Annotated in this window: 15 protein-coding genes; 3 read left to right on the forward strand and 12 right to left on the reverse strand. The window is 69.5% G+C overall.

Going from position 1 to position 18,515, the window contains the following annotated elements; all coding sequences use genetic code 11:
- On the forward strand, positions 1 to 2,408 hold a 2,408-nt coding region (locus AC1D2H_RS21960; protein WP_478012454.1), incomplete at its 5' end, for a sensor domain-containing diguanylate cyclase.
- A gap of 93 nt (positions 2,409 to 2,501) precedes the next feature.
- A complete protein-coding gene (locus AC1D2H_RS21965) occupies positions 2,502 to 3,629 on the forward strand; it encodes an ABC transporter substrate-binding protein (protein WP_477936451.1) in 1,128 nt (375 codons plus the stop codon).
- 162 nt (positions 3,630 to 3,791) lie between these two features.
- Here AC1D2H_RS21965 and AC1D2H_RS21970 read toward each other — a convergent pair whose 3' ends face one another.
- Positions 3,792 to 4,235 carry an Lrp/AsnC family transcriptional regulator gene (locus AC1D2H_RS21970; RefSeq protein ID WP_478012455.1) on the reverse strand — a complete coding sequence of 148 codons (444 nt, stop codon included), beginning with the start codon at positions 4,233 to 4,235 and terminating at the stop codon, positions 3,792 to 3,794.
- Positions 4,236 to 4,319: 84 nt separating this feature from the next.
- On the opposite strand from AC1D2H_RS21970, the gene AC1D2H_RS21975 reads away from it, so the two are divergent.
- The gene (locus AC1D2H_RS21975) at positions 4,320 to 4,910 is read left to right on the forward strand and encodes a LysE family translocator (protein ID WP_477936447.1); all 591 of its coding nucleotides are present in this window, start codon (positions 4,320 to 4,322) and stop codon (positions 4,908 to 4,910) included.
- A 12-nt stretch (positions 4,911 to 4,922) separates the two neighbouring features.
- Here AC1D2H_RS21975 and AC1D2H_RS21980 read toward each other — a convergent pair whose 3' ends face one another.
- The 11 genes from AC1D2H_RS21980 to AC1D2H_RS22030 all read right to left on the reverse strand — a co-directional run bounded on the left by AC1D2H_RS21980 (position 4,923) and on the right by AC1D2H_RS22030 (position 18,490).
- Positions 4,923 to 5,849: a transglutaminase family protein gene (locus AC1D2H_RS21980; RefSeq protein ID WP_477936445.1), complete on the reverse strand. Its 927-nt coding sequence runs from the start codon at positions 5,847 to 5,849 to the stop codon at positions 4,923 to 4,925.
- Positions 5,840 to 8,488, reverse strand: a complete 2,649-nt coding sequence (locus AC1D2H_RS21985) for a circularly permuted type 2 ATP-grasp protein (RefSeq protein WP_478012456.1) — start codon at positions 8,486 to 8,488, stop codon at positions 5,840 to 5,842. Before AC1D2H_RS21985 ends, AC1D2H_RS21980 begins: the two co-directional genes overlap by 10 nt.
- An 85-nt stretch (positions 8,489 to 8,573) precedes the next feature.
- A complete protein-coding gene (locus tag AC1D2H_RS21990; RefSeq protein ID WP_477936441.1) occupies positions 8,574 to 9,452 on the reverse strand; it encodes an alpha/beta fold hydrolase in 879 nt (292 codons plus the stop codon).
- Between the two features lie 13 nt (positions 9,453 to 9,465).
- The gene (locus AC1D2H_RS21995) at positions 9,466 to 9,756 is read right to left on the reverse strand and encodes a type II toxin-antitoxin system RelE/ParE family toxin (RefSeq protein WP_478012457.1); all 291 of its coding nucleotides are present in this window, start codon (positions 9,754 to 9,756) and stop codon (positions 9,466 to 9,468) included.
- A 3-nt stretch (positions 9,757 to 9,759) separates the two neighbouring features.
- Positions 9,760 to 9,990 carry an addiction module protein gene (locus AC1D2H_RS22000; protein WP_477936437.1) on the reverse strand — a complete coding sequence of 77 codons (231 nt, stop codon included), beginning with the start codon at positions 9,988 to 9,990 and terminating at the stop codon, positions 9,760 to 9,762.
- Between the two features lie 23 nt (positions 9,991 to 10,013).
- Positions 10,014 to 13,427: a transglutaminase family protein gene (locus AC1D2H_RS22005; RefSeq protein WP_478012458.1), complete on the reverse strand. Its 3,414-nt coding sequence runs from the start codon at positions 13,425 to 13,427 to the stop codon at positions 10,014 to 10,016.
- A gap of 15 nt (positions 13,428 to 13,442) precedes the next feature.
- Positions 13,443 to 14,387, reverse strand: coding sequence for an alpha-E domain-containing protein (locus AC1D2H_RS22010; RefSeq protein ID WP_477936433.1), 945 nt, complete (start codon positions 14,385 to 14,387; stop codon positions 13,443 to 13,445).
- Positions 14,377 to 14,535, reverse strand: a complete 159-nt coding sequence (locus AC1D2H_RS22015) for an alpha-E domain-containing protein (RefSeq protein WP_477936431.1) — start codon at positions 14,533 to 14,535, stop codon at positions 14,377 to 14,379. The genes AC1D2H_RS22010 and AC1D2H_RS22015 overlap by 11 nt, the downstream gene beginning before the upstream one ends.
- Positions 14,536 to 14,548: 13 nt before the next feature.
- Positions 14,549 to 15,985: a circularly permuted type 2 ATP-grasp protein gene (locus tag AC1D2H_RS22020; RefSeq protein WP_478012459.1), complete on the reverse strand. Its 1,437-nt coding sequence runs from the start codon at positions 15,983 to 15,985 to the stop codon at positions 14,549 to 14,551.
- Positions 15,986 to 16,122: 137 nt separating this feature from the next.
- Complete coding sequence (locus AC1D2H_RS22025) at positions 16,123 to 18,111, reverse strand: TonB-dependent receptor (RefSeq protein WP_478012460.1); 1,989 nt, start codon at positions 18,109 to 18,111, stop codon at positions 16,123 to 16,125.
- A gap of 64 nt (positions 18,112 to 18,175) precedes the next feature.
- A complete protein-coding gene (locus tag AC1D2H_RS22030) occupies positions 18,176 to 18,490 on the reverse strand; it encodes a hypothetical protein (protein ID WP_477936425.1) in 315 nt (104 codons plus the stop codon).
- Positions 18,491 to 18,515: the final 25 nt, after the last annotated feature.

Genomic DNA, 18,515 nt, shown 5'->3' on the forward strand with positions numbered 1-18,515 from the left:
TCCCCGGCGTGCGCGGCTTCGGCTTCATCGAGCGCGTGGCGCGGCGCGACCTGGATGCCTTTGTCGCCACCCACCAGCGCGAGGGCTCCACGGGTTTTCGCGTGCATGGTTCGGGCACCGACGAGACCCTCTACGTCGTCACGCAGATCTCGCCGTTCTCGCGCAACTTCGCAGCCTGGGGCATCGACTCCGGCGCCGACCCCGTACGCCGCCAGGCCATCGATCGCGCCATCGACACCGGCGAAGCCACCCTGTCCGCCCCCGTGCGCCTGGTGCAGGACCCGCTGAAGGGCCCGGGCTTCATGCTGCTGGTGCCGGTCTACCGGGAAGGGCACGACCCCGGCACGCCGACCCAGCGCCGCGCCGCGCTGCTGGGCCTGCTGTACGCACCGCTGGTGGCCAACGAGCTGCTGCACGGCGTGGCCGAGCCGGCGGCAGCGCTGCTGGACCTGAAGCTGTCCGCGAAAACGGCGGACGGCGAGTTCAGGCCGCTGCTGGCCCTGCACCGGGGTCAGGCCCTGACGCCCGAGGAAGCGGCCGACTATTCGCTGGCGGACGCCCCAACGGCCGAGGCGCTGTCCTTCACGGTCGCCGGGCGCGAGTTCATGCTCGACACCGCGCTGACGCACGACGCCGCCGTCAAGCTGCTCGGCCTGTCCGGCGTCGGCCTGGAGCTGGGCGGCGCCCTGCTGAGCCTGCTGCTCGCCGTGACGGTCTATCTGCTGGCCGCCGGCCGGGCGCGCGCCGAGGAGATGGCGCGCGGCATGACGGCCGACCTGACGCGGCTCGCCCGGGTGGCCAGCCACACGACGAACGCCGTCCTCATCACCGATGCCGAGCGCCGCATCAACTGGGTCAACGATGGCTTCACGCGGCTCAGCGGCTTCACGAGCGCGGAGGCCCTGGGCCGTCTGCCCAGCGAGCTGCTGCATTCCGAGCTGACCAACGAGGACACCGTGCACGGCATGCGCGAGGCCATGAACGTCGGCCTGGGCTGCAAGGTGGAGCTGATGCACCGCAGCAAGGACGGCCGCGACTACTGGGTGGACATCGAGATCCAGCCCCTGGACGGTGCCGACGGCCTGACGGGCTTCATGATCATCGAGTCCGACATCACGGCGCGCAAGCAGCTGCAGGCCCAGGCCGACGAGGCGCGCCAGAGCTTCCAGGACCTCTACGACAACGCGCCCTGCGCCTACTACGCGCTGGACCAGAACGGCCGCTTCCTGCAGATCAACGCCCTCGGCCTGAGCTGGCTGGGTGCGACGGCCGAGGAGCTGATCGGCCAGGCCAGCCCGGCGGACTTCTTCGATGCCGAGGGCCGGGTGCTGTTCAGCCAGGCCTTCCCGCGCTTTATGCGCGAAGGGAGGGTCTCGGAGCTGGAGTTCAACGTCAAGGGCCGCCAGGGCGAGGTCCGCCGCGTCAGCCTGTCCGCCACGGCCATCTACGCCCCCGACGGCCGCTACCTGCGCAGCCGCTCGGTGATGTTCGACATCAGTGAGACCCACCGCATCCGCCAGCAGTTGCACCAGCTGACGCTGGACCAGGAGGCCATGCTGGAGAGCGATCTGGTCGGCATCACCAAGCTGCGCGACCGCACGATCGTCTGGCGCAACCATGCGCTGGAGCGCATCTTCGGCTATGCCGAAGGCGAGCTGCTCGGCATGCCGGCGCGCCAGCTCTACGTCGACGACACCGCCTACGGGACCCTGGGAGCCCTGGCCTATCCGCAGCTCAAGGCCGGCGGGCGCTTCCGCACCCAGCTGCAGATGCGGCGCAAGGACGGCTCGCTGATCTGGGTGGACCTGGCTGGCGTGGAACTGCCCGCAGTCTCCAGCGAACGGGGCGGCGAGTCGCTGTGGATGATGGTGGACATCACGCAGAGCAAGGCCCACGAGGCGCGCATGGAGCGCGCTGCCCTGCACGACGCGCTGACCGGCCTGCCCAACCGCCTGCTGCTGGGTGACCGGCTCAAGCAGGCCATCGCGGGCGCGGAGCGCAACGGCCACGTCTTTGCGCTGGCCTATCTCGACCTGAACGGCTTCAAGCAGATCAACGACAACCATGGCCACGACGCCGGCGACGAAGTGCTCAAGGCCGTGGCCGCGCGCCTGCATGCCGGCCTGCGCGCCAGCGACACGGTGGCGCGRCTGGGCGGCGACGAGTTCGTCGTGCTGCTGACGCCGGCCCTGGCGCCCGCCGACGCCGAGCCGGTGCTGAACCGCCTGCTGGACGCGCTGTCCCAGCCGATCACGCTGAGCTCGGGCGAGCAGGTCGCCGTGGGCAGCAGCCTGGGCCTGGCCCATTACCCCAACAACGGCCGCACGCCGGATGCGCTGATGCGCCATGCCGACGAAGCCATGTATGCCAACAAGCGGGCCGGCCGCGCCCGCTCACGTACAAGTTAGCAAACGTTTCATCCAGGGCGTATTCACGCGCGACGCATGCCGTGGATCAATTGGTTGTAACAGCCCCCGCGGCTTGCGGCATCATTCGCGCCCATGCTGACCCGCCGCCAAGCCCATCTCGCCCTGGCCAGCCTCGCGCTGCCGGCCACATTCGCTCGCGCCCAGGAACGCCGCGCCATCGTGCTCGGCCAGTCCGTGCCGCTGACCGGCCCTGCCGCCCAACTCGGCCTGCAGATGCAGCTCGGCGCCAAGGCCTATTTCGACGGCGTCAATGCGGCTGGCGGCGTCGGCGGACTGCCCATCGTGCTGAAGACGCTGGACGACGGCTACGACCCGGTGCGCTGCAAGGCCAACACCGAGAAGTTCATCCAGGAGGATGTCTTCGCGCTGTTCGGCTATGTCGGCACGCCCACCTCGCTGGCGGCCCTGCCCCTGGTCAACGCCGCCAAGATCCCCTTCGTCGCGCCCTTCACCGGCGCCGAGGCGCTGCGCGACCCCTTCAACAAGCTGGTCTTCCACGTCCGCGCGTCCTACTACGACGAGACGGAACTGATCGTCAAGCAACTGACCCAGCTCGACCTGAAGAAGATCGCCGTCTTCCACCAGAACGATGCCTACGGCCAGGCCGGCCTCAAGGGTGTGCAGCGCGCGCTGGAAAAACGCGGGCTGCAACCCCTGGCCGTCGCCACCGTCGAGCGCAACAGCGTGGACGTGGCCTCCGCGCTGAAGACGCTGGTGCCGGCACAGCCCGAGGCCATCGTGCAGATCGGTGCCTACAAGGGCTGCGCCGCCTTCATTCGCGAGGCGCGCAAGGCCGGCTATTACGGCCAGTTCTACAACGTGTCCTTCGTTGGCACCCAGGCCCTGGCCGATGAGCTCGGCAAGGACGCCGCCGGCGTCGTCGTCTCGCAGGTGATGCCCTCGCCCTTCGGCACCGCGGTCGGCCTCGTCAACGACTACCAGCAGGCCATCACCAAGCTCGACGCCAAGGCCGAGCCCAACTACACCAGCATGGAAGGCTATGTCGCCGCACGCGTCATCGTCGACGGCCTGCGCCGCCTGGGCGGCCGCCTCAATCGCGACGCGCTGATCGGCGCGCTGGAGACGCTGTCCGGCTACGAGTCACGCGGCTACCGGTTGCATTTCACGCCCACCAAGCATGCCGGCTCGAGCTTTGTCGAACTGTCGATGCTGACCGGCGACGGCAAAGTCAAACGTTGAAGCCCCTCGTCCAGTCTGGCCCTGCTGAACACGGGCCAGCCTGACCGGTCCCCCGAGGGGACGGCGATGCTTGCGGCATTGAGCCGCAAGCACATCGCCATACGCGGGCCGGCTAGGGGCGGCCCGGCGCTCGGCCCGCAAACCCGAATGCAGAGCGCTGGATCAGCCCCTATCGTCTTTCGGCGAGTCCATGACGATGTAGCTCGTGATCATGCTGACCTGAGGCAGGCCGCCCAGCACGTCGGCATGGAAGCGCTTGTAGGCCGGCAGGTCGGCCACCTCGACGCGCAGCAGGTACTCGAAGGCGCCGGTCACGTTGTGGCATTCGCGCACGACGGGGCAGTCCTTCATGGCCTGCTCGAAGCTCAATTGCTCACCCAGCGTGTGGCGCGACAGGCCGATGGCCACATAGGCGACAAAGCCCATGCCGAGCTGCGTCGGGTCCAGCACGGCACGGTAGCCCTTGATGACACCCAGCCTCTCCAGTTCCTGCACACGCCGCAGGCAGGCCGAGGGGCTCAGGGCAATGCGCTGGGCCAGCTCGGCATTGGTCAGGCGGCCATCGCGGGCCAGTTCGCGCAATATCTTGTCGTCAATCGCATCCATGACCGCAGATGATTGCACAACCGGCCCCAGCAACACCGCACAACGCAAGCCCATTCGACGCCGACCTGCCTAGAGTTGCGCGCCATGGAAACCACCCTCAGCACGCTGGCCGCCCTCACCGGCTTCGCCTTCGTCATGTCCATCACGCCCGGACCCAACAACCTGATGCTGCTGGCCTCGGGCACCAACTTTGGCTGGCGGCGCAGCCTGCCGCATCTGTTGGGCATCAGCTTCGGCTTCGGGGTCATGCTGGTGCTCGTCGGCCTCGGGCTGGGCGAGGTCTTCACGCGCTACCCCGGCCTGCATGAGGTGCTGAAGTGGGCGAGCCTGGCCTATCTGCTCTACCTCGCGGTCAGGATCGCCACCGCTGCGCCACCCAGCGCCCAGGGCGGCGGCCAGGGCCGGCCGATGGGCTTCGGCGCCGCGGCGCTGTTCCAGGTCGTCAACCCCAAGGCCTGGGCCATGGCGCTGACCGCCGTGACGGCCTATGGTGAACTCGGCATCGCGGCGTTGACGGCCGTCTTCGTCCTCGTCAACCTGCCCTGCTGCGGCTCCTGGGCCCTGCTGGGCGAACAGATGCGCCGTTGGCTGCACCGCCCACGCGCGCTGCAGGCCTTCAACTGGGGCGCCGCGGCGCTGATGGTGGTGTCGGTGCTGCCGCTGCTGCGCGGCTGACCGCAGCGCGGCTCAGCCGGCCACCGGCTCCACCGTCACGCCCACGCTCAGCGTCGCCACGCCACCGCCGCGCAGCACGCCGCGCAGTGGGGCCACATCGGCATAGTCGCGGCCCCAGGCCAGCGTGACATGGTCCAGGCCCGCGGGAATGGCATTGGTCGGATCCAGCGCCAGCCAACCCTGCTCGGGGCACCACAGCTCGGCCCAGGCATGCGAGGCGTCGGCGCCGACGAGCTTGGTCACGCCCTCGGGCGGGCGCGTCAGCAGATAGCCACTCACATAGCGCGCCGCCAGGCCGAGCGACCGGCAGGCGGCGATGAAGACATGGGCGAAGTCCTGGCAGACGCCGCTGCGCTGGGCCAGCGCATCCGCGGCACGGGTCGCCACGGTCGTGCTCTGCGGCAGATAGCGCAGGTCGGTGTGGATCTGGTGCATCAGCGACAGGCCACCGGCCGCCAGCGTGCGGCCGGGCGAGAAGGCCCGGCGCGCATAGGCGGCCAGCGTCGCGTCCGGCGCCGCATAGCCCGAGGCCAGCGCGAACTCGTCGGCCTCCTGCAGCGCCCGGCCGGCGCGGTAGCGCAGGCCAGCGGCGACCGACTCCCACGACGGCCCGCGCGTCGGGTCGGGCGCCGGGCGCTCCTGCAGCTCGGCCACGAAGCGGCTGTCGACGACCAGCCTCTCGTGCACGCGCGCATGGCCGAAGCTCAGGTGGCGGTTGCCCCAGGGGTCGCGGCGCAGGTGGCGGCCCAGCTCGGCGGCGTCCAGCTCCAGCCCTTCGACACCCCAGCCATCGGGCAGCGGGTCGATGCCCAGCTGCCAGCCGCTGACCTTCTGCCACGGCGTGTTGCGCGGCGCCAGGCAGGCGGCGTGATAGGCCCATTCCACCGAGTCGTCATAGGTGTACTCGGTGACATGGTGCACGGCCAACTTCACTGCCATACGCGTTGCTCCGCGCCGATGACATGGGCGAAATAGCGCTGGCTGATGAGGCTGGACAGCTCGCCGGCCTGGGCCGCCGCACGGTCCAGCTGTTCGATCAGCGCGCCGCCCGGCGCCGCCAGCTCGGCCAGCGGCCAGGCCTCGGGCACGGGCAGCTCGGCAGCAATGTCGGCCGCCCAGCCCGGGTCGTGGCGGGCGAGCTTGGCGAAGCGGTCGCGCAGCGTGCGCGCGACCCAGGCCAGCGAGCGCGGGTTGTCGGTGTCGTGCACGAGCAGATGCAGCAGCGGCGGCGCCTCGCGGCGCGCCTGGAACTGGGCGCGGTAGGTGATGGTGGAGTCGAACACGCCGAGCAGCAGCGCGAAACCGTCCTCGGTCAGCGCGAGGTCGCGTTCGAAGGTCTCGGCCAGCACCTCGGCATGGAATGAAAGGCGTTCGATCTGGCGGCCGATGGACAGCAGCCGCCAGCCGTCGTCGCGCGTCATGCGGTCGGTCTGGGCGCCGGTGATGGCGGCCAGATGGGTGTCGGCGCGGGCCAGCACATTGAGCACATCGCTGACGGGCGTGGCCGGGCCGGGCCGGTCCAGCACGGCGCGCAGATGCTGCTCGAACTGGGCCGCCGTCTCGTGGATGAGGCGCCAGGCCTCAGGCGACAGGCGTTCGCGCAGCGCCTGGGCGCAACCCTGCAGGGCGCGCAGGTTCCAGCCGACGCTGGTGACGCCGGAGGCCGGCARCAGGGCCGTCAGCAGCGCGCGTTCGAAGCCGCGCGGGTCGTCCTCGGCGCGTGGCGCGTCGGCGCCGACCAGGCCGTGGCTGCGCGCCAGCGCGTCCAGCAGCGGCAGCATGGGCGGCGCCATCGCGCCGCGCTGCACCATGACGCTGGCCTCGATGACATAACGCGCGAGCCGCGCGCTGTTCTCGGCGCGCTCGGTGTAGCGGCCGAGCCAGAACAGGTTCTCGGCCGCGCGGCTGGTGACGGTCCAGTGCACGTCGCGCAGGTCGGCGGCCTGCAGGGGCTGGGACAGCAGCGTCGTCGGGTCGACCTCGCCATCGGTCATGACCCAGGTGTCGGCGCTGAGCGACCCGCGCTGGATGGACAGCCAGGCGTCGGCCAGTGGATCGCGGCGCGGTGCGACGCGCGCCAGGCCGCCGGGCAGCACCTTCCAGCCGCCCTGCCCGTCGGTCAGCGCGAAGACGCGCAGCACGGCCACGCGCGGCTCCAGCGCGCCGCGCGTCCAGACCGGCTGCTTGGTGGGCTTGACGCGCGCCTGCAGCGTGTAGGCGGTGGGGTCGGCGTCGATGCGCTCGGCCAGCGCCCACAGCTGCTCGTCGGTCAGCTCGGCGGCCACGATGGGGCTGAAGCTGCGCGTCGTGCTGCTGGCCGAGAAGGTCGGCACGACGACGAATTCCGCCAGCCGCGGCCGCAGCCTGCGCCAGGCGCTGTCTTCACCGCACCACCAGCTCTGGATGGCCGGCAGCGTCAGCTCCTCGCCGAGCAGGCTCTCGGCCACGCCGGGCCAGAAGGCGGCCAGGCCGGGGCTCTCCAGCCAGCCGGCGCCGGGGGCGTTGGCGATGATGACCTCGCCGGCACGCGCGGCCTGCAGCAGGCCGGGCACGCCGAGGATGGAATCGGGGCGCAGTTCCAGCGGGTCCAGCCAGGTGTCGTCGACGCGGCGCAGCAGCACGTGCACGCGCTCCAGGCCGGCCAGCGTCTTCAGGTAGACCTTGTCGGCGCGCACCGTCAGGTCGGCGCCCTCGACCAGCGTGATGCCGAGATAGCGCGCCAGGAAGGCCTGCTCGAAATAGGTCTCGTTGCGCGGCCCCGGCGTCAGCAGCGCCACGCGGCTGCGCTCGCCGGCGGGCGACAGCTTCATCAGCGTCTGGATGAAATCGCGGTAGCTGGCGGCCAGGCGCTGCACGGCCATCTGGCGGAAGGCCTCGGGGAACTGCTGGGCAATGATGAGGCGGTTCTCGAGCACATAGCCCAGGCCCGAAGCCGCCTGGGTGCGCTGGCCGACCACCCACCAGTGGCCGTCGGCACAGCGCGTCAGGTCGAAGGCCAGCACCTGCAGATGCACGCCACCGGCCGGCTGGCTGCCGTGCATGCCGCGCAGGTATTGCGGGTGGGCCAGCACGAGGGAGGCGGGCAGCAGGCCCTCGTTGAGCAGCTTGCGCTCGCCATAGGTGTCGGCCATGACGGCGTTGAGCAGGCGCGAGCGCTGGGCGATGCCGGCCTCGATGCCGCGCCACTCGTCCGGCTCGATGAGCATGGGCAGCAGCTCCAGCGGCCAGTGGCGGGCCAGCGGCGCACCCTCGCGCTCGTCCTGGCCCGGCAGCGGCGGGGCGTCGCTGTGCACGTTGTAGCTGGCGCCGTCCTCCAGCACGCGGCGCTGCACGCGCAGGGCCTTGGCGCTGAGTTCCTGCCAGCCCGCGGCACCACCGGCGGCGAAGAAGCGCCGCCAGCGCTCGGCCAGGCCGCCCTGGGGCTCGCCGGGCTGGTTGACCTGGCCGGTCAGCTCGTAGAAGTGGCCGTCGCGGCTGCGCAGCGCGGCCGACAGGGCCAGCGCCAGCGGGTCGGGCGACAGCACCTCCTCGGGCTCGTCGGGTAACAGGCTCCATTGACTGGGGGTGAGCTCAGACATGGGCGAGGCGTATCGATGCAGTCATGCGGCGCGTTGAGGGCGAAAGGGCATTGTCGAGCAATGTCCATGCCGCGAAGCCCTGCGCCTAGGGTGTGGGCAAAGCGTCGCCGACCGGGCCGCGCGGCGACAGAAAGGCGCGCAGCACTTTCTCGGCAGCTTCGGGGTCGTCGCGCCAGGCGCCATGGCCGACGCCGGCGAAGCGCTCGAACTGCACCCATTGCGCCGGCAGCGCCGCGACGATCTCCTCGGCATCCTGCGGCGGCGTGACCGGGTCCTGCTCGCCGGCCATGACCAGCACCGGGCATTGCACCTTGGACAGGCCAGGGCGCAGATCCATGTCGCGCAGCTCGGTGCGGGTGTGGGCGAACAGGATCTCGGGCTTGAACATCATCCAGCCGCCCGCGTTGGGGTTCTTCGGCTGCGTGTTGTAGAGATGGCGGCAGTGCTTCTCGTAGACGGCCCAGGAGGCCGGCCCGGGGTTCTCCCAGAACTCGCGCGTGGCCGCTGCGGCATCGGGCCCGCCCAGGGCGCCGAAGCGGGCTATCTTGCGTTCCAGGCCGAAGTGATGCGAGGTGCTGGACAGCACGACCTTGCTCGGATGCTCGGGGTGGCGCGCCAGATAGCGCTGCGCGACAAAGCCGCCAAAGCTCTGGCCCAGCACGATGGGCTTGGTCACACCCAGCGCATCGCAGAGCCGCACCACATCGTCGGCGAACACATCCAGCACCCATTCATCCGCCGGCCTCGGGTCGCTGCGGCCGTGGCCGCGCTGGTCGTAGTAGACGACCTGGCAGAGGTCGGTGAAGCGGCTGAAGAAGGGGCGGAAAGCGGTGTGGTCGAAACCCGGGCCGCCATGGATGAGGATCAGCGTCGGCTTCTCGCGCAGCTCCGGGCCGACGGGCTCATGGCCCAGGCCCTCGATGTCGACGAAGAGGCGGACGCCGGGTTGGATCTCGATGTGCATGATGCAGGGCGTTTCAGCGCCGCCCCTGCCTTGCGGGGGGCGGACGACGATGGTGGAAGACGGCAACCACCAGCAACTCGTCGCCGGCAGCACGGTAGTAGAGCGAGTACGGGAAGCGCCTCAGCACGACGCGACGGCAGCCTTCCTCGACCTCGGCGAAGCCGGCAGGTTGCCGGCAGGCCGACTGCAGCGCGACCTCGAAGGCGCGGGCGAATTCCTGTCCCAGGCCGATTGCGTGAGCTTCGTACCAGGCCTGCGCTTCGAGCAGCTCGTCGCGTGCTTCAGGCCGAAAGAAAACTCGCATGGCTCAGCGTGATGCAGGCCCTGCCATCAACTCGGCGCGCACCTGCTCCCAAGGCAGGGCAGCCGATGGATCCGACTCATGCGCACGCAGGCGACGTTGCAACTCCTGCCGCTGGGCGTCGGTCAGCCCCGGCGCCTCGGCGGCGTCCAAGGCGATGCTGTCCCACAAGTCCTCGGCCAGCTGAATGCGTTCAGCCACCGAGAGCTTGCGGAGTTCGGCGAGGTCAATGCTCATGCCGTGAGTTTGCCCCAAGCTGTCTAGACCGTCTTGCGAAGATCCAGCGTGAAAGGAAACTCCAGGCTGCGTTTCGGCTCTTTCACTTCGACACGCCCCGGCGTGTGGCCGATGGCCGCAAAACGCGCCAGGCGCCGGCTCTCGGCCTCGTAGGCGTTGACCGGCAGCGTCGCGTAGTTGCGGCCGCCGGGATGGGCGACGAAGTAGCGGCAGCCGCCGAGCGACTTCTGCTGCCAGGTGTCCACCAGGTCCACCGTCAGCGGCGCATGGATGCCGATGGTGGGGTGCAGGGCCGACTGCGGCAGCCAGGCGCGGTAGCGCACGCCGCAGACGAACTCGCCGACGCGGCCCGTGGGCTGCAGCGGCACGGGCTGGCCGTTGACCGTCACGCGGTGGCGCGGGTCGATGAGGCCCGTGACATGCAGCTCCAGCCTCTCCATCGACGCGTCCACATAGCGGACATTGCCGCCGGCCGAGCCCTCCTCGCCCATCACATGCCAAGGCTCCAGCGCGCCGCGCAGCGTCAGGTGCACGCCGCGCGACGCGAACTCGCCGTACTTGGGGAAGCGGAACTCGTAGTGCGGCGCGAACCAGGCTGCGTCCATCGCGTAGCCGGCCTCCTGCATGTCCTGCATGACATCGGCAAAGTCCTCGCGGATGAAATGCGGCAGCAGCCAGCGGTCATGCAGCTCGGTGCCCCAGCGCACCAGCGGCGCGCGGTAGGGTGTTTTCCAGAAGCGGGCGACGAGGGCGCGCAGCAGCAATTGCTGCACGATGCTCATGCGCGCATGCGGCGGCATCTCGAAGGCGCGCAGCTCCAGCAGGCCCAGGCGTCCGGTCGCGGAGTCCGGCGAATAGAGCTTGTCGATGCAGAACTCGCTGCGGTGGGTGTTGCCGGTCACGTCCACCAGCACATTGCGCAGCATGCGGTCGATGATCCAGGGCGGCACGTCCCCAGCGTCACGTTCGGACAGCTTGTGGATCTCGTCCAGCGCGATCTCCAGCTCGCGCAGCTGGTCGTTGCGCGCTTCGTCCACGCGCGGCGCCTGGCTCGTCGGGCCGAGGAAGAGACCGCTGAAGAGATAGCTCAGCGAGGGGTGGTTGTGCCAGTAGGCCAGCAGCGAGGCCAGCAGCGACGGCCGGCGCAGGAAGGGCGAGTCGGCCGGCGTGGCGCCACCGAGCACGAAGTGGTTGCCGCCACCGGTGCCGGTGTGGCGGCCGTCGATCATGAACTTCTCGCTCGACAGCCGCGTCAGGCGCGCGGCTTCGTAGAGGAACTCGGTGTGGGCGACCAGTTCGCCCCAGCTGTGCGCCGGGTGGATGTTGACCTCGATGACGCCGGGGTCGGGCGTGACGGCCAGCAGCTTCAGGCGCGGGTCGCGCGGCGGCGGGTAGCCCTCCAGCACGATCTTGTAGCCGGTGTCCTCGCAAGCGGCTTCCACCGCCGCCAGCAGCTCCATGTAATGCTCGAGTTTCTCCAGCGGCGGCATGAAGACATAGAGGACGCCACTGGCCTTGCCCTTGGCTTCTGCCGCGGGGCCGTTGGCGCGGCGCGGGTCGCGGGCCTCGACGCACAGCGCGGTGCGCGTGATGTCGCGGGCACTCTCGAAGCGCCCCGGTGCGGCGGGGCCAGCACCCGTGCCCCCTGCACCGCCGGCCTTGCCGCCGGGCAGCAAGCCAGGCGTCGGCCCGGCCGAGGTCACGCCCAGCGTCTGCACACGCAGTGCCGCCGCCGCGGGCAGCATGCCGCGCGGGGCGAAAGGGTCCTGCTCGATCAGATAGGGGTAGTCGCCCTTGCTGACCCAGGGCAGCGAATCCAGCGGCAGGCGCCAGCCCATCGGCGAGTCGCCGGGGTGGAGATAGAGGCGCTCGCCGCGGAAGAACCACGGCCCCGTCTGCCAGCGCGTGCCGGCCAGCGCCGGTGAGTCGCCGCTGCGACTGATGGGCAGCACATAGCCGACGACCTGGGCCAGGCCCTGTTCGAAGATGCGGCGCAGGCGCGCCCTCTCCATCTCGTCGTCCAGGCGCGAGTCGAAGGGGTCGACGTTGACCGGCAGGCGGCGTTCGCGCCACAGGTAGTAGTAGGTGTCCTCGTAGGCGGGCTCGACATGCGTGTCGGGCAGGGCCAGGCGGCGCGTCAGCGCGCTCATGAAAGCCTGGGCGTGCGTGCTCGTGTAGGCGTGGCCTTCCCGCTCGTCGGCGAACCAGTCGGGGTTGCGCCAGCAGGGCTGGCCGTCGGCGCGCCAGTAGATGGACAGGGCCCAGCGTGGCAGCTGTTCGCCCGGGTACCACTTGCCCTGGCCGAAATGCAGGAAGCCGCCCTGGCCGTATTCGTCACGCAACCGGTGCGTGAGCTGCTGGGCGCTGAGCCGCTTGGTGGGGCCGAGCGCCTCGGTGTTCCATTCGGGCGCGTCGCGGTCGTCGATGGAGACGAAGGTGGGCTCGCCGCCCATGGTCAGGCGCACGTCGCCGGCGGCCAGTTCGCGGTCCACCTGCTCGCCGAGCGTCAGCACCTCGGCCCATTGCTCTTCGGTGTAGGGCTTGGTCACGCGCGGCGACTCGTAGATGCGCGTGACGCTCATTTCGTGCTCGAACTCGACCTCGGCCTTGTCGACAGCACCGCTGATGGGCGCGGCGCTGCCGGGCGTGGGCGTGGCGGCCAGCGGGATGTGGCCCTCGCCCGCGAGCAGGCCGGAGGTGGGGTCCAGGCCGATCCAGCCGGCGCCAGGCAGGTAGACCTCGCACCAGGCGTGCAGGTCGGTGAAGTCGACCTCGGTGCCGCTGGGGCCGTCCAGCGCTTTCTCGTCCGGCGTCAGCTGGATCAGATAGCCCGACACGAAGCGCGCCGCCAGGCCGAGGTGGCGCATCAGCTGCACCAGCAGCCAGCCGGAGTCGCGGCAGGAGCCCGAGGCCTTGGCCAGCGTCTCCTCGGGCGTCTGCACGCCGGGCTCCATGCGGATCAGGTAGGAGACGCTGCGCTGCACCCTCTGGTTGAGCTCGACGAGGAAGTCATTCGTCGAGCGCCGGTCGAGCGGGATGTCCTTCAGGTAGGCGGCCAGCAAGGGTGTCAGCGGCTCGACCTGCAGATAGGGCGCGAGCTCGATCTGCTGGACCTCGTCGTACTTGAAGGGGAAGGTCTGGGCGTGCTCCTCGAGGAAGAAGTCGAAGGGGTTGTAGACCGCCATCTCGGCGACCAGGTCCACCGTGACGGTGAACTCCGTCGTCTTCTCGGGGAACACCAGCCGCGCGAGGTAGTTCGCGAACGGGTCCTGCTGCCAGTTGATGAAGTGGTCCGCTGGCTCGATTCGCAGCGAATACGACAGCACCGGCGTGCGGCAGTGCGGCGCCGGCCGCAGGCGCACGACCTGGGGGCCGAGGCTGACCGGGCGGTCGTATTTGTAGCGGGTGACGTGTTTGAGGGCGACGTGGATTGACATGCGTGGCCCTGTGGCTCAAGTCGAAGGAACAAGGAAGTCGCGGCTGATGGCGGCACCGAGGTCGGCCACCTCGGCGAGGAAGCCATCCAGGAAAGGGTGCAGCCCCTGCGCCAGGATCTCGTCGATGCGGCCATAGGCCAGTTCGGCCTCCAAGCGGCCGACGCGGCGCAGGGTCTCGTCGGACTGGGGGTTGGCCACACGCTTGAGGTTGGCCTGCATGCGCGTCATGCAATGCGAGAGGGAGCGCGGCATGTCGGGACGCAGGATCAGCAACTCGGCGACCTTGTCCGGCTGGATGACGTTGCTGTAGACCTTGCGGTAGATCTCGAAGCCCGACACCGAGCGCAGCACGGCCGACCAGTAGTAGAAGTCACGCGCCGCGTCGCGCTCCGTGCCGGTTTCGTCCTGGCGATAGAACTTGATGTCCAGCAGCCGCGCCGTGTTGTCGGCCCGCTCCAGGAAGGAGCCGATGCGGATGAAGTGGAAGGCCTCGTCCTGCAGCATGGTGCCCACCGTGACGCCGCGCGACAGGTGACTGCGGTACTTGACCCACTCGAAGAGCTGCGACGGGTCGCGCGCCAGCAGGCCTTCGCGCAACAGGCGGCGAAACTCCAGCCAGGTCTGGTTCATGGTCTCCCAGACCTCGGTCGTCAGCGCCCCGCGCACGGCCCTGGCGTTCTCGCGCGCGGCGCGCAGGCAGTTGAAGATGGACGACAGGTTGGCCTCGTCGGCCACCATGAACTCCATGACGCTGCGGCCGTTGATCTCCGCATACTTGGTGCCATAGAGGCTGTTCAGCTCGGAGATGGATACCAGGCTGCGCCAGGTCTGCTCGGACTCGCTGGCCGACTGCGGCTGCAGGGAGGTCTGGTAGGCGATGTCGAGCAGACGCGCGGTGTTCTCGGCCCGCTCGATGTAGCGGGACATCCAATAGAGATGGTCAGCAGTCCTAGACAGCATGCTTCGACTCCGAATCGTTGGCCGAGAACACAGCACGCGCTGGCGCGCGTCGCGGTGTTTTGCCTTCGGCGCAAGCGCTGTGCGCTTGAACGGCGCGCTCGATGTAGCGCGACATCCAATAAAGATGGTCAGCGGTTCTAGAAAGCATCTGGTTCTCTCCCTCAGTCTTCCAGCACCCAGGTGTCCTTGGTGCCGCCGCCCTGGCTGCTGTTCACCACCAAGGAGCCCTCCTTCAACGCGACCCGGGTCAGGCCCCCTGGCACCATGCGCACCGACGACCCCGACAGCACGAAGGGTCGCAGATCGATGTGACGCGGCGCTATGCCACTCTCCACGAAGGTCGGGCAGCTGGACAGCGACAGCGTCGGCTGCGCGATGTAGTTGCCGGGGTTGGCGATGAGCCGGGCGCGGAAGGCCTCGACCTCGTCCTGGGTCGCTGCCGGGCCGACCAGCATGCCGTAGCCGCCGGCACCATGCACCTCCTTGACCACCAGCTCGGACAGATGCGCCAGCGTGTAGGCCAGGCCCTCCTTCTCGCGGCAGACATAGGTCGGCACGTTCTGCAGGATGGGTTTCTCGCCGAGGTAGAACTCGATCATCTTCGGCACATAGGGGTAGATGGACTTGTCGTCCGCGATGCCCGTGCCGATGGCGTTGGACAGCGTCACCTTGCCGGCCTTGTAGGCGCCGACCAGGCCCGCACAGCCCAGCTGCGAATCGGCACGGAAGACCTGCGGGTCGAGGAAGTCGTCGTCCAGGCGGCGGTAGATGACGTCCACGCGCTTGGGGCCACGCGTCGTGCGCATGTACACAAAGCCACCGTCGAYGAACAAGTCCTGACCCTCGACCAGCTCCACGCCCATCTGCTGGGCCAGGAAGGCGTGCTCGAAGTAGGCCGAGTTGTACATGCCCGGAGTCAGCACCACGACAGTGGGGTCGGACACCCCCGAGGGCGCGACGCTGCGCAGCGTGTCCAGCAGCAGGTCGGGGTAATGGGCCACCGGCGCGATGCGGTGGCTGACGAACAGGTCCGGGAAGAGCCGCATCATCATCTTGCGGTTCTCGAGCATGTAGCTCACGCCGCTGGGCACGCGCAGGTTGTCCTCCAGCACGTAGTAGTCGCCCGTGCCGTCGGCATTGCCGGCGCGCACGATGTCGACGCCGGCGATGTGGCTGTAGACATTGCCCGGCACGTCCACGCCCATCATCTCCTTGCGGAACTGGGCGTTGTTCAGGATCTCGTCGGCGGGCACGATGCCGGCCTTGAGGATCTCCTGGTCGTGATAGACGTCGTGGATGAAGCGGTTCAGCGCCGTCACGCGCTGGGCCAGGCCGGCCTGCATGGACGTCCATTCGGACGCCGGGATGACCCGCGGAATCAGGTCGAAGGGGATGAGGCGCTCGGTGCCTTCGCCCGAGTCCTTGTCGCCGTAGACGGCGAAGGTGATGCCAACGCGGCGGAAGATCAGTTCGGCCTGCTCGCGCCGCTCGCGCATCAGCGATTCGGGCTGTTCGGCCAGCCAGCGGGCATAGGACTCGTAGTGGGCGCGGGTCTTGTTCGACCCTGCCGCATTCATCTCGTCAAAGGCGGTCTGCATCGTCGCTCCTGTTCCCTGCCGTGCGACGCAAGTTCCGCGCCCGCGCAAGAAGAAGCTTCTGGTGCGTGCACGCACGACTTGCGTGCATACCGCCCGGTGCGTGGGCGGCATGCACGGTTGTACACCGCCTTCGACCGTCAGAAACGCAGTTGCAACCCTGTACTCGCCGACCGACCCGGCTGGGGCGACGGGTCGCGGATGGTCGGCACGGCCGTCGCGTTGTAGGCCAGCTTGTTGCCCAGGTTGTCCAGCTTCAGGTACCAGAGCGCGTCGGTCTGGCCCCAGCGCAGCTGGCGGGCAAGACTCAAGCGCACGGTGCCGTAGCCGGGGGTCGGGGTGTCGAACTGGGCCACCCGGCTCTGGCGCGCAGAACCGCGCCATTCCAGCTTGCCCGACCAGTCGCCCTGCCTGGCCTCCAGGCCCAGCATGGCGCGCAGCGGCGCCAGCCGGGGCAGCGGTTCACCCGTCGCCCGGTTGTCGCCGCGCACGGCGTCGAGCTGGCTCAGCAGCGCGATGGCCGGGTGCAGCTGCCAACGGCCTTCGAACTCCACGCCGCGCAACCGCGCCGGCACGGCCTGGAAGTTGTAGACCGGCACCGCCTCGCCGTCGTTGTCGGCCGTCGCGCCGGTGGCCTGCAGCGCGATGTAGTTGGCAAAGCGCGTCTCGTAGACGTTGACATGCACATGGCTGCCATCGCCTTCCCACTTCAGGCCGATGTCGGCCCCCTTGGAGCGCTCCAGGCCGAGGTTGGCGTCACCACGCTCGTAGGCGGCGCTGGCCAGATGCAGGCCATTGGCGAACAACTCGTAGTAGGCCGGCGCACGCTGGGTGCGGTTCAGGTTGGCGCTGAGGCTCCAGGCCGAATTCAGCGGATAGACGCCGCTGAGTGCGACGCTGACGGGCTTGAAGCGCCTGGATGCCGCCGCGCCGAAGCGCTCGCCACCGTCGGAGTCCACCGTCACGCTCTCGGTGCGCGCGCCGGCCGACCAGTCCACGCCGGCAAGCCTCGCCTGCTCCAGCAGGAAGACGCCGGTGTTGCGCGTGCGGGTGCTGGGCACGAAGGCCTCCTCGCCCAGGGCGGAGAAGTCCAGCGCTTCGGTCTGCAGGCCGATCAGGCCCTTGACCGGGCCCCACGGTGTCTGGATCGCAGCGTGCTCCACCTCCACGCGGCCATCGGTGCCGGTGCTCTTGAAGGTCGTGCCGACCTCGCCCGTGCCTTCCACCTCCTGGTGCTCGTAGCGGTTGCGGCTGAGCTGCCAGCTGATGCGGTGGATGGGGCCATCGGCCGTCGCCCACTCACCCGCCGTGGCCAGGCGCTGGCGCTGCATGCGGATGGTCACGTCCTCCTCGGCCGTCGTCCCGTAGTTGGTGTGGAAGTCGTCCACCGACACGCCGGCAAAGCCGCCCTGGAAGAACACCGAGCCGCCCACCGCGCCACCATGGCTGCGGGCGGCCGAGTTGCGCACGCTGGTGCGGCTTTCACCCTCGCTGTCGAAGCGCGGCGCGGCCTGGTCGCCGGCATCGCGGCCGGACAGGTCGACGTGCCAGCCGAAACCGGCATGCGGCTGGCCGCTGCCGCCGTCCAGCACGAGGGCGCCACTCCTGTCGCGCGAGGCGCCGCCCAGGCGCACCTCGGCCGCGCCACTGAGGCCATCGATCAGCGTGCGGGGAATGCGGTTATCCAGCGTGTTGACGACGCCGCCGACCGCGTTGCCGCCATAGAGCAGCGCCGCGGCGCCGCGCAGCACTTCGACCTTGTCGATGACCAGGGGGTCGATGGCCACGCCATGGTCGAAGCTGAGATTGGACGCATCCACCGACGCGCCCGAGTTGCTGAGGATGCGCACCCGGTCGCCATCCAGGCCGCGGATGCTGGGCCGGCTGGCATTGGGGCCGAAGTTGGTGGCGGCCACGCCGGGCAGGCCCTGCAGCGTGTCGCCGAGGTTGGCGGCGCGGGTCAGCACAAGCTGGTCGCCGCCCAGGGAATCGCTGGGCTGGGCCAGCACCTGGCTCTTCAGCGGGTTGCCGGTGACGACGACCTTGTCGAGGGATTCGGCGGGCTCGGCATGAGCGGAAAGGGAAACGAGACAGGCGGCCGCGAGGGGCGCCAGGGCAAAGGAACGCATGAGGGGTACTTCCGCAAGAAAACGCAAACACCCGCGCCGGTTTCAGGCGCGGGAAGGCTGGAGTTCAGGCGGAAGCGGGGGGTGCCCGGGCGGGCGGCAGGCCGAGGCTGACGGCGCGCGGCGCACCGCCGCGGGCCACCAGCGGGGCGGCATGCGTGGCCGTATCGGCCACCACGGCCACCGGCTCGGCGGCCGGCGCGCCCGTGCCAAGGTCGGCGGCGGTCAGGCAGAGGTCGCAATGAACCAGGTGGGCGATGCCATCGTCCTGGCGGTCGGCACTGACGTGCGACAGCGCATGCACCCCTGCCATCGCTTGCGCGAGGGGCAGGAGAAAGGCCAGCCACAAAAGCCAGCCGCGGACGTTGCGACGCAGATTCACGGCCGCAATCCTAAACTCGACCCCT

The sequence above is a fragment of the Roseateles sp. P1_C1_2 genome (assembly GCF_056406535.1).

Excerpts from the sequence above, each read along its gene's own strand:
- AC1D2H_RS21970 (WP_478012455.1), bottom strand. The coding sequence starts at position 4,235 with ATGGATGCGATTGACGACAAGATATTGCGCGAACTGGCCCGCGATGGC.
- AC1D2H_RS21990 (WP_477936441.1), bottom strand. The coding sequence starts at position 9,452 with ATGCACATCGAGATCCAACCCGGCGTCCGCCTCTTCGTCGACATCGAG.
- AC1D2H_RS22005 (WP_478012458.1), bottom strand. The coding sequence starts at position 13,427 with ATGTCAATCCACGTCGCCCTCAAACACGTCACCCGCTACAAATACGAC.
- AC1D2H_RS21980 (WP_477936445.1), bottom strand. The coding sequence starts at position 5,849 with ATGGCAGTGAAGTTGGCCGTGCACCATGTCACCGAGTACACCTATGAC.
- AC1D2H_RS22025 (WP_478012460.1), bottom strand. The coding sequence starts at position 18,111 with ATGCGTTCCTTTGCCCTGGCGCCCCTCGCGGCCGCCTGTCTCGTTTCC.
- AC1D2H_RS21995 (WP_478012457.1), bottom strand. The coding sequence starts at position 9,756 with ATGCGAGTTTTCTTTCGGCCTGAAGCACGCGACGAGCTGCTCGAAGCG.
- AC1D2H_RS22010 (WP_477936433.1), bottom strand. The coding sequence starts at position 14,387 with ATGCTGTCTAGGACTGCTGACCATCTCTATTGGATGTCCCGCTACATC.
- AC1D2H_RS21965 (WP_477936451.1), top strand. The coding sequence starts at position 2,502 with ATGCTGACCCGCCGCCAAGCCCATCTCGCCCTGGCCAGCCTCGCGCTG.
- AC1D2H_RS21975 (WP_477936447.1), top strand. The coding sequence starts at position 4,320 with ATGGAAACCACCCTCAGCACGCTGGCCGCCCTCACCGGCTTCGCCTTC.
- AC1D2H_RS22015 (WP_477936431.1), bottom strand. The coding sequence starts at position 14,535 with ATGCTTTCTAGAACCGCTGACCATCTTTATTGGATGTCGCGCTACATC.
- AC1D2H_RS22000 (WP_477936437.1), bottom strand. The coding sequence starts at position 9,990 with ATGAGCATTGACCTCGCCGAACTCCGCAAGCTCTCGGTGGCTGAACGC.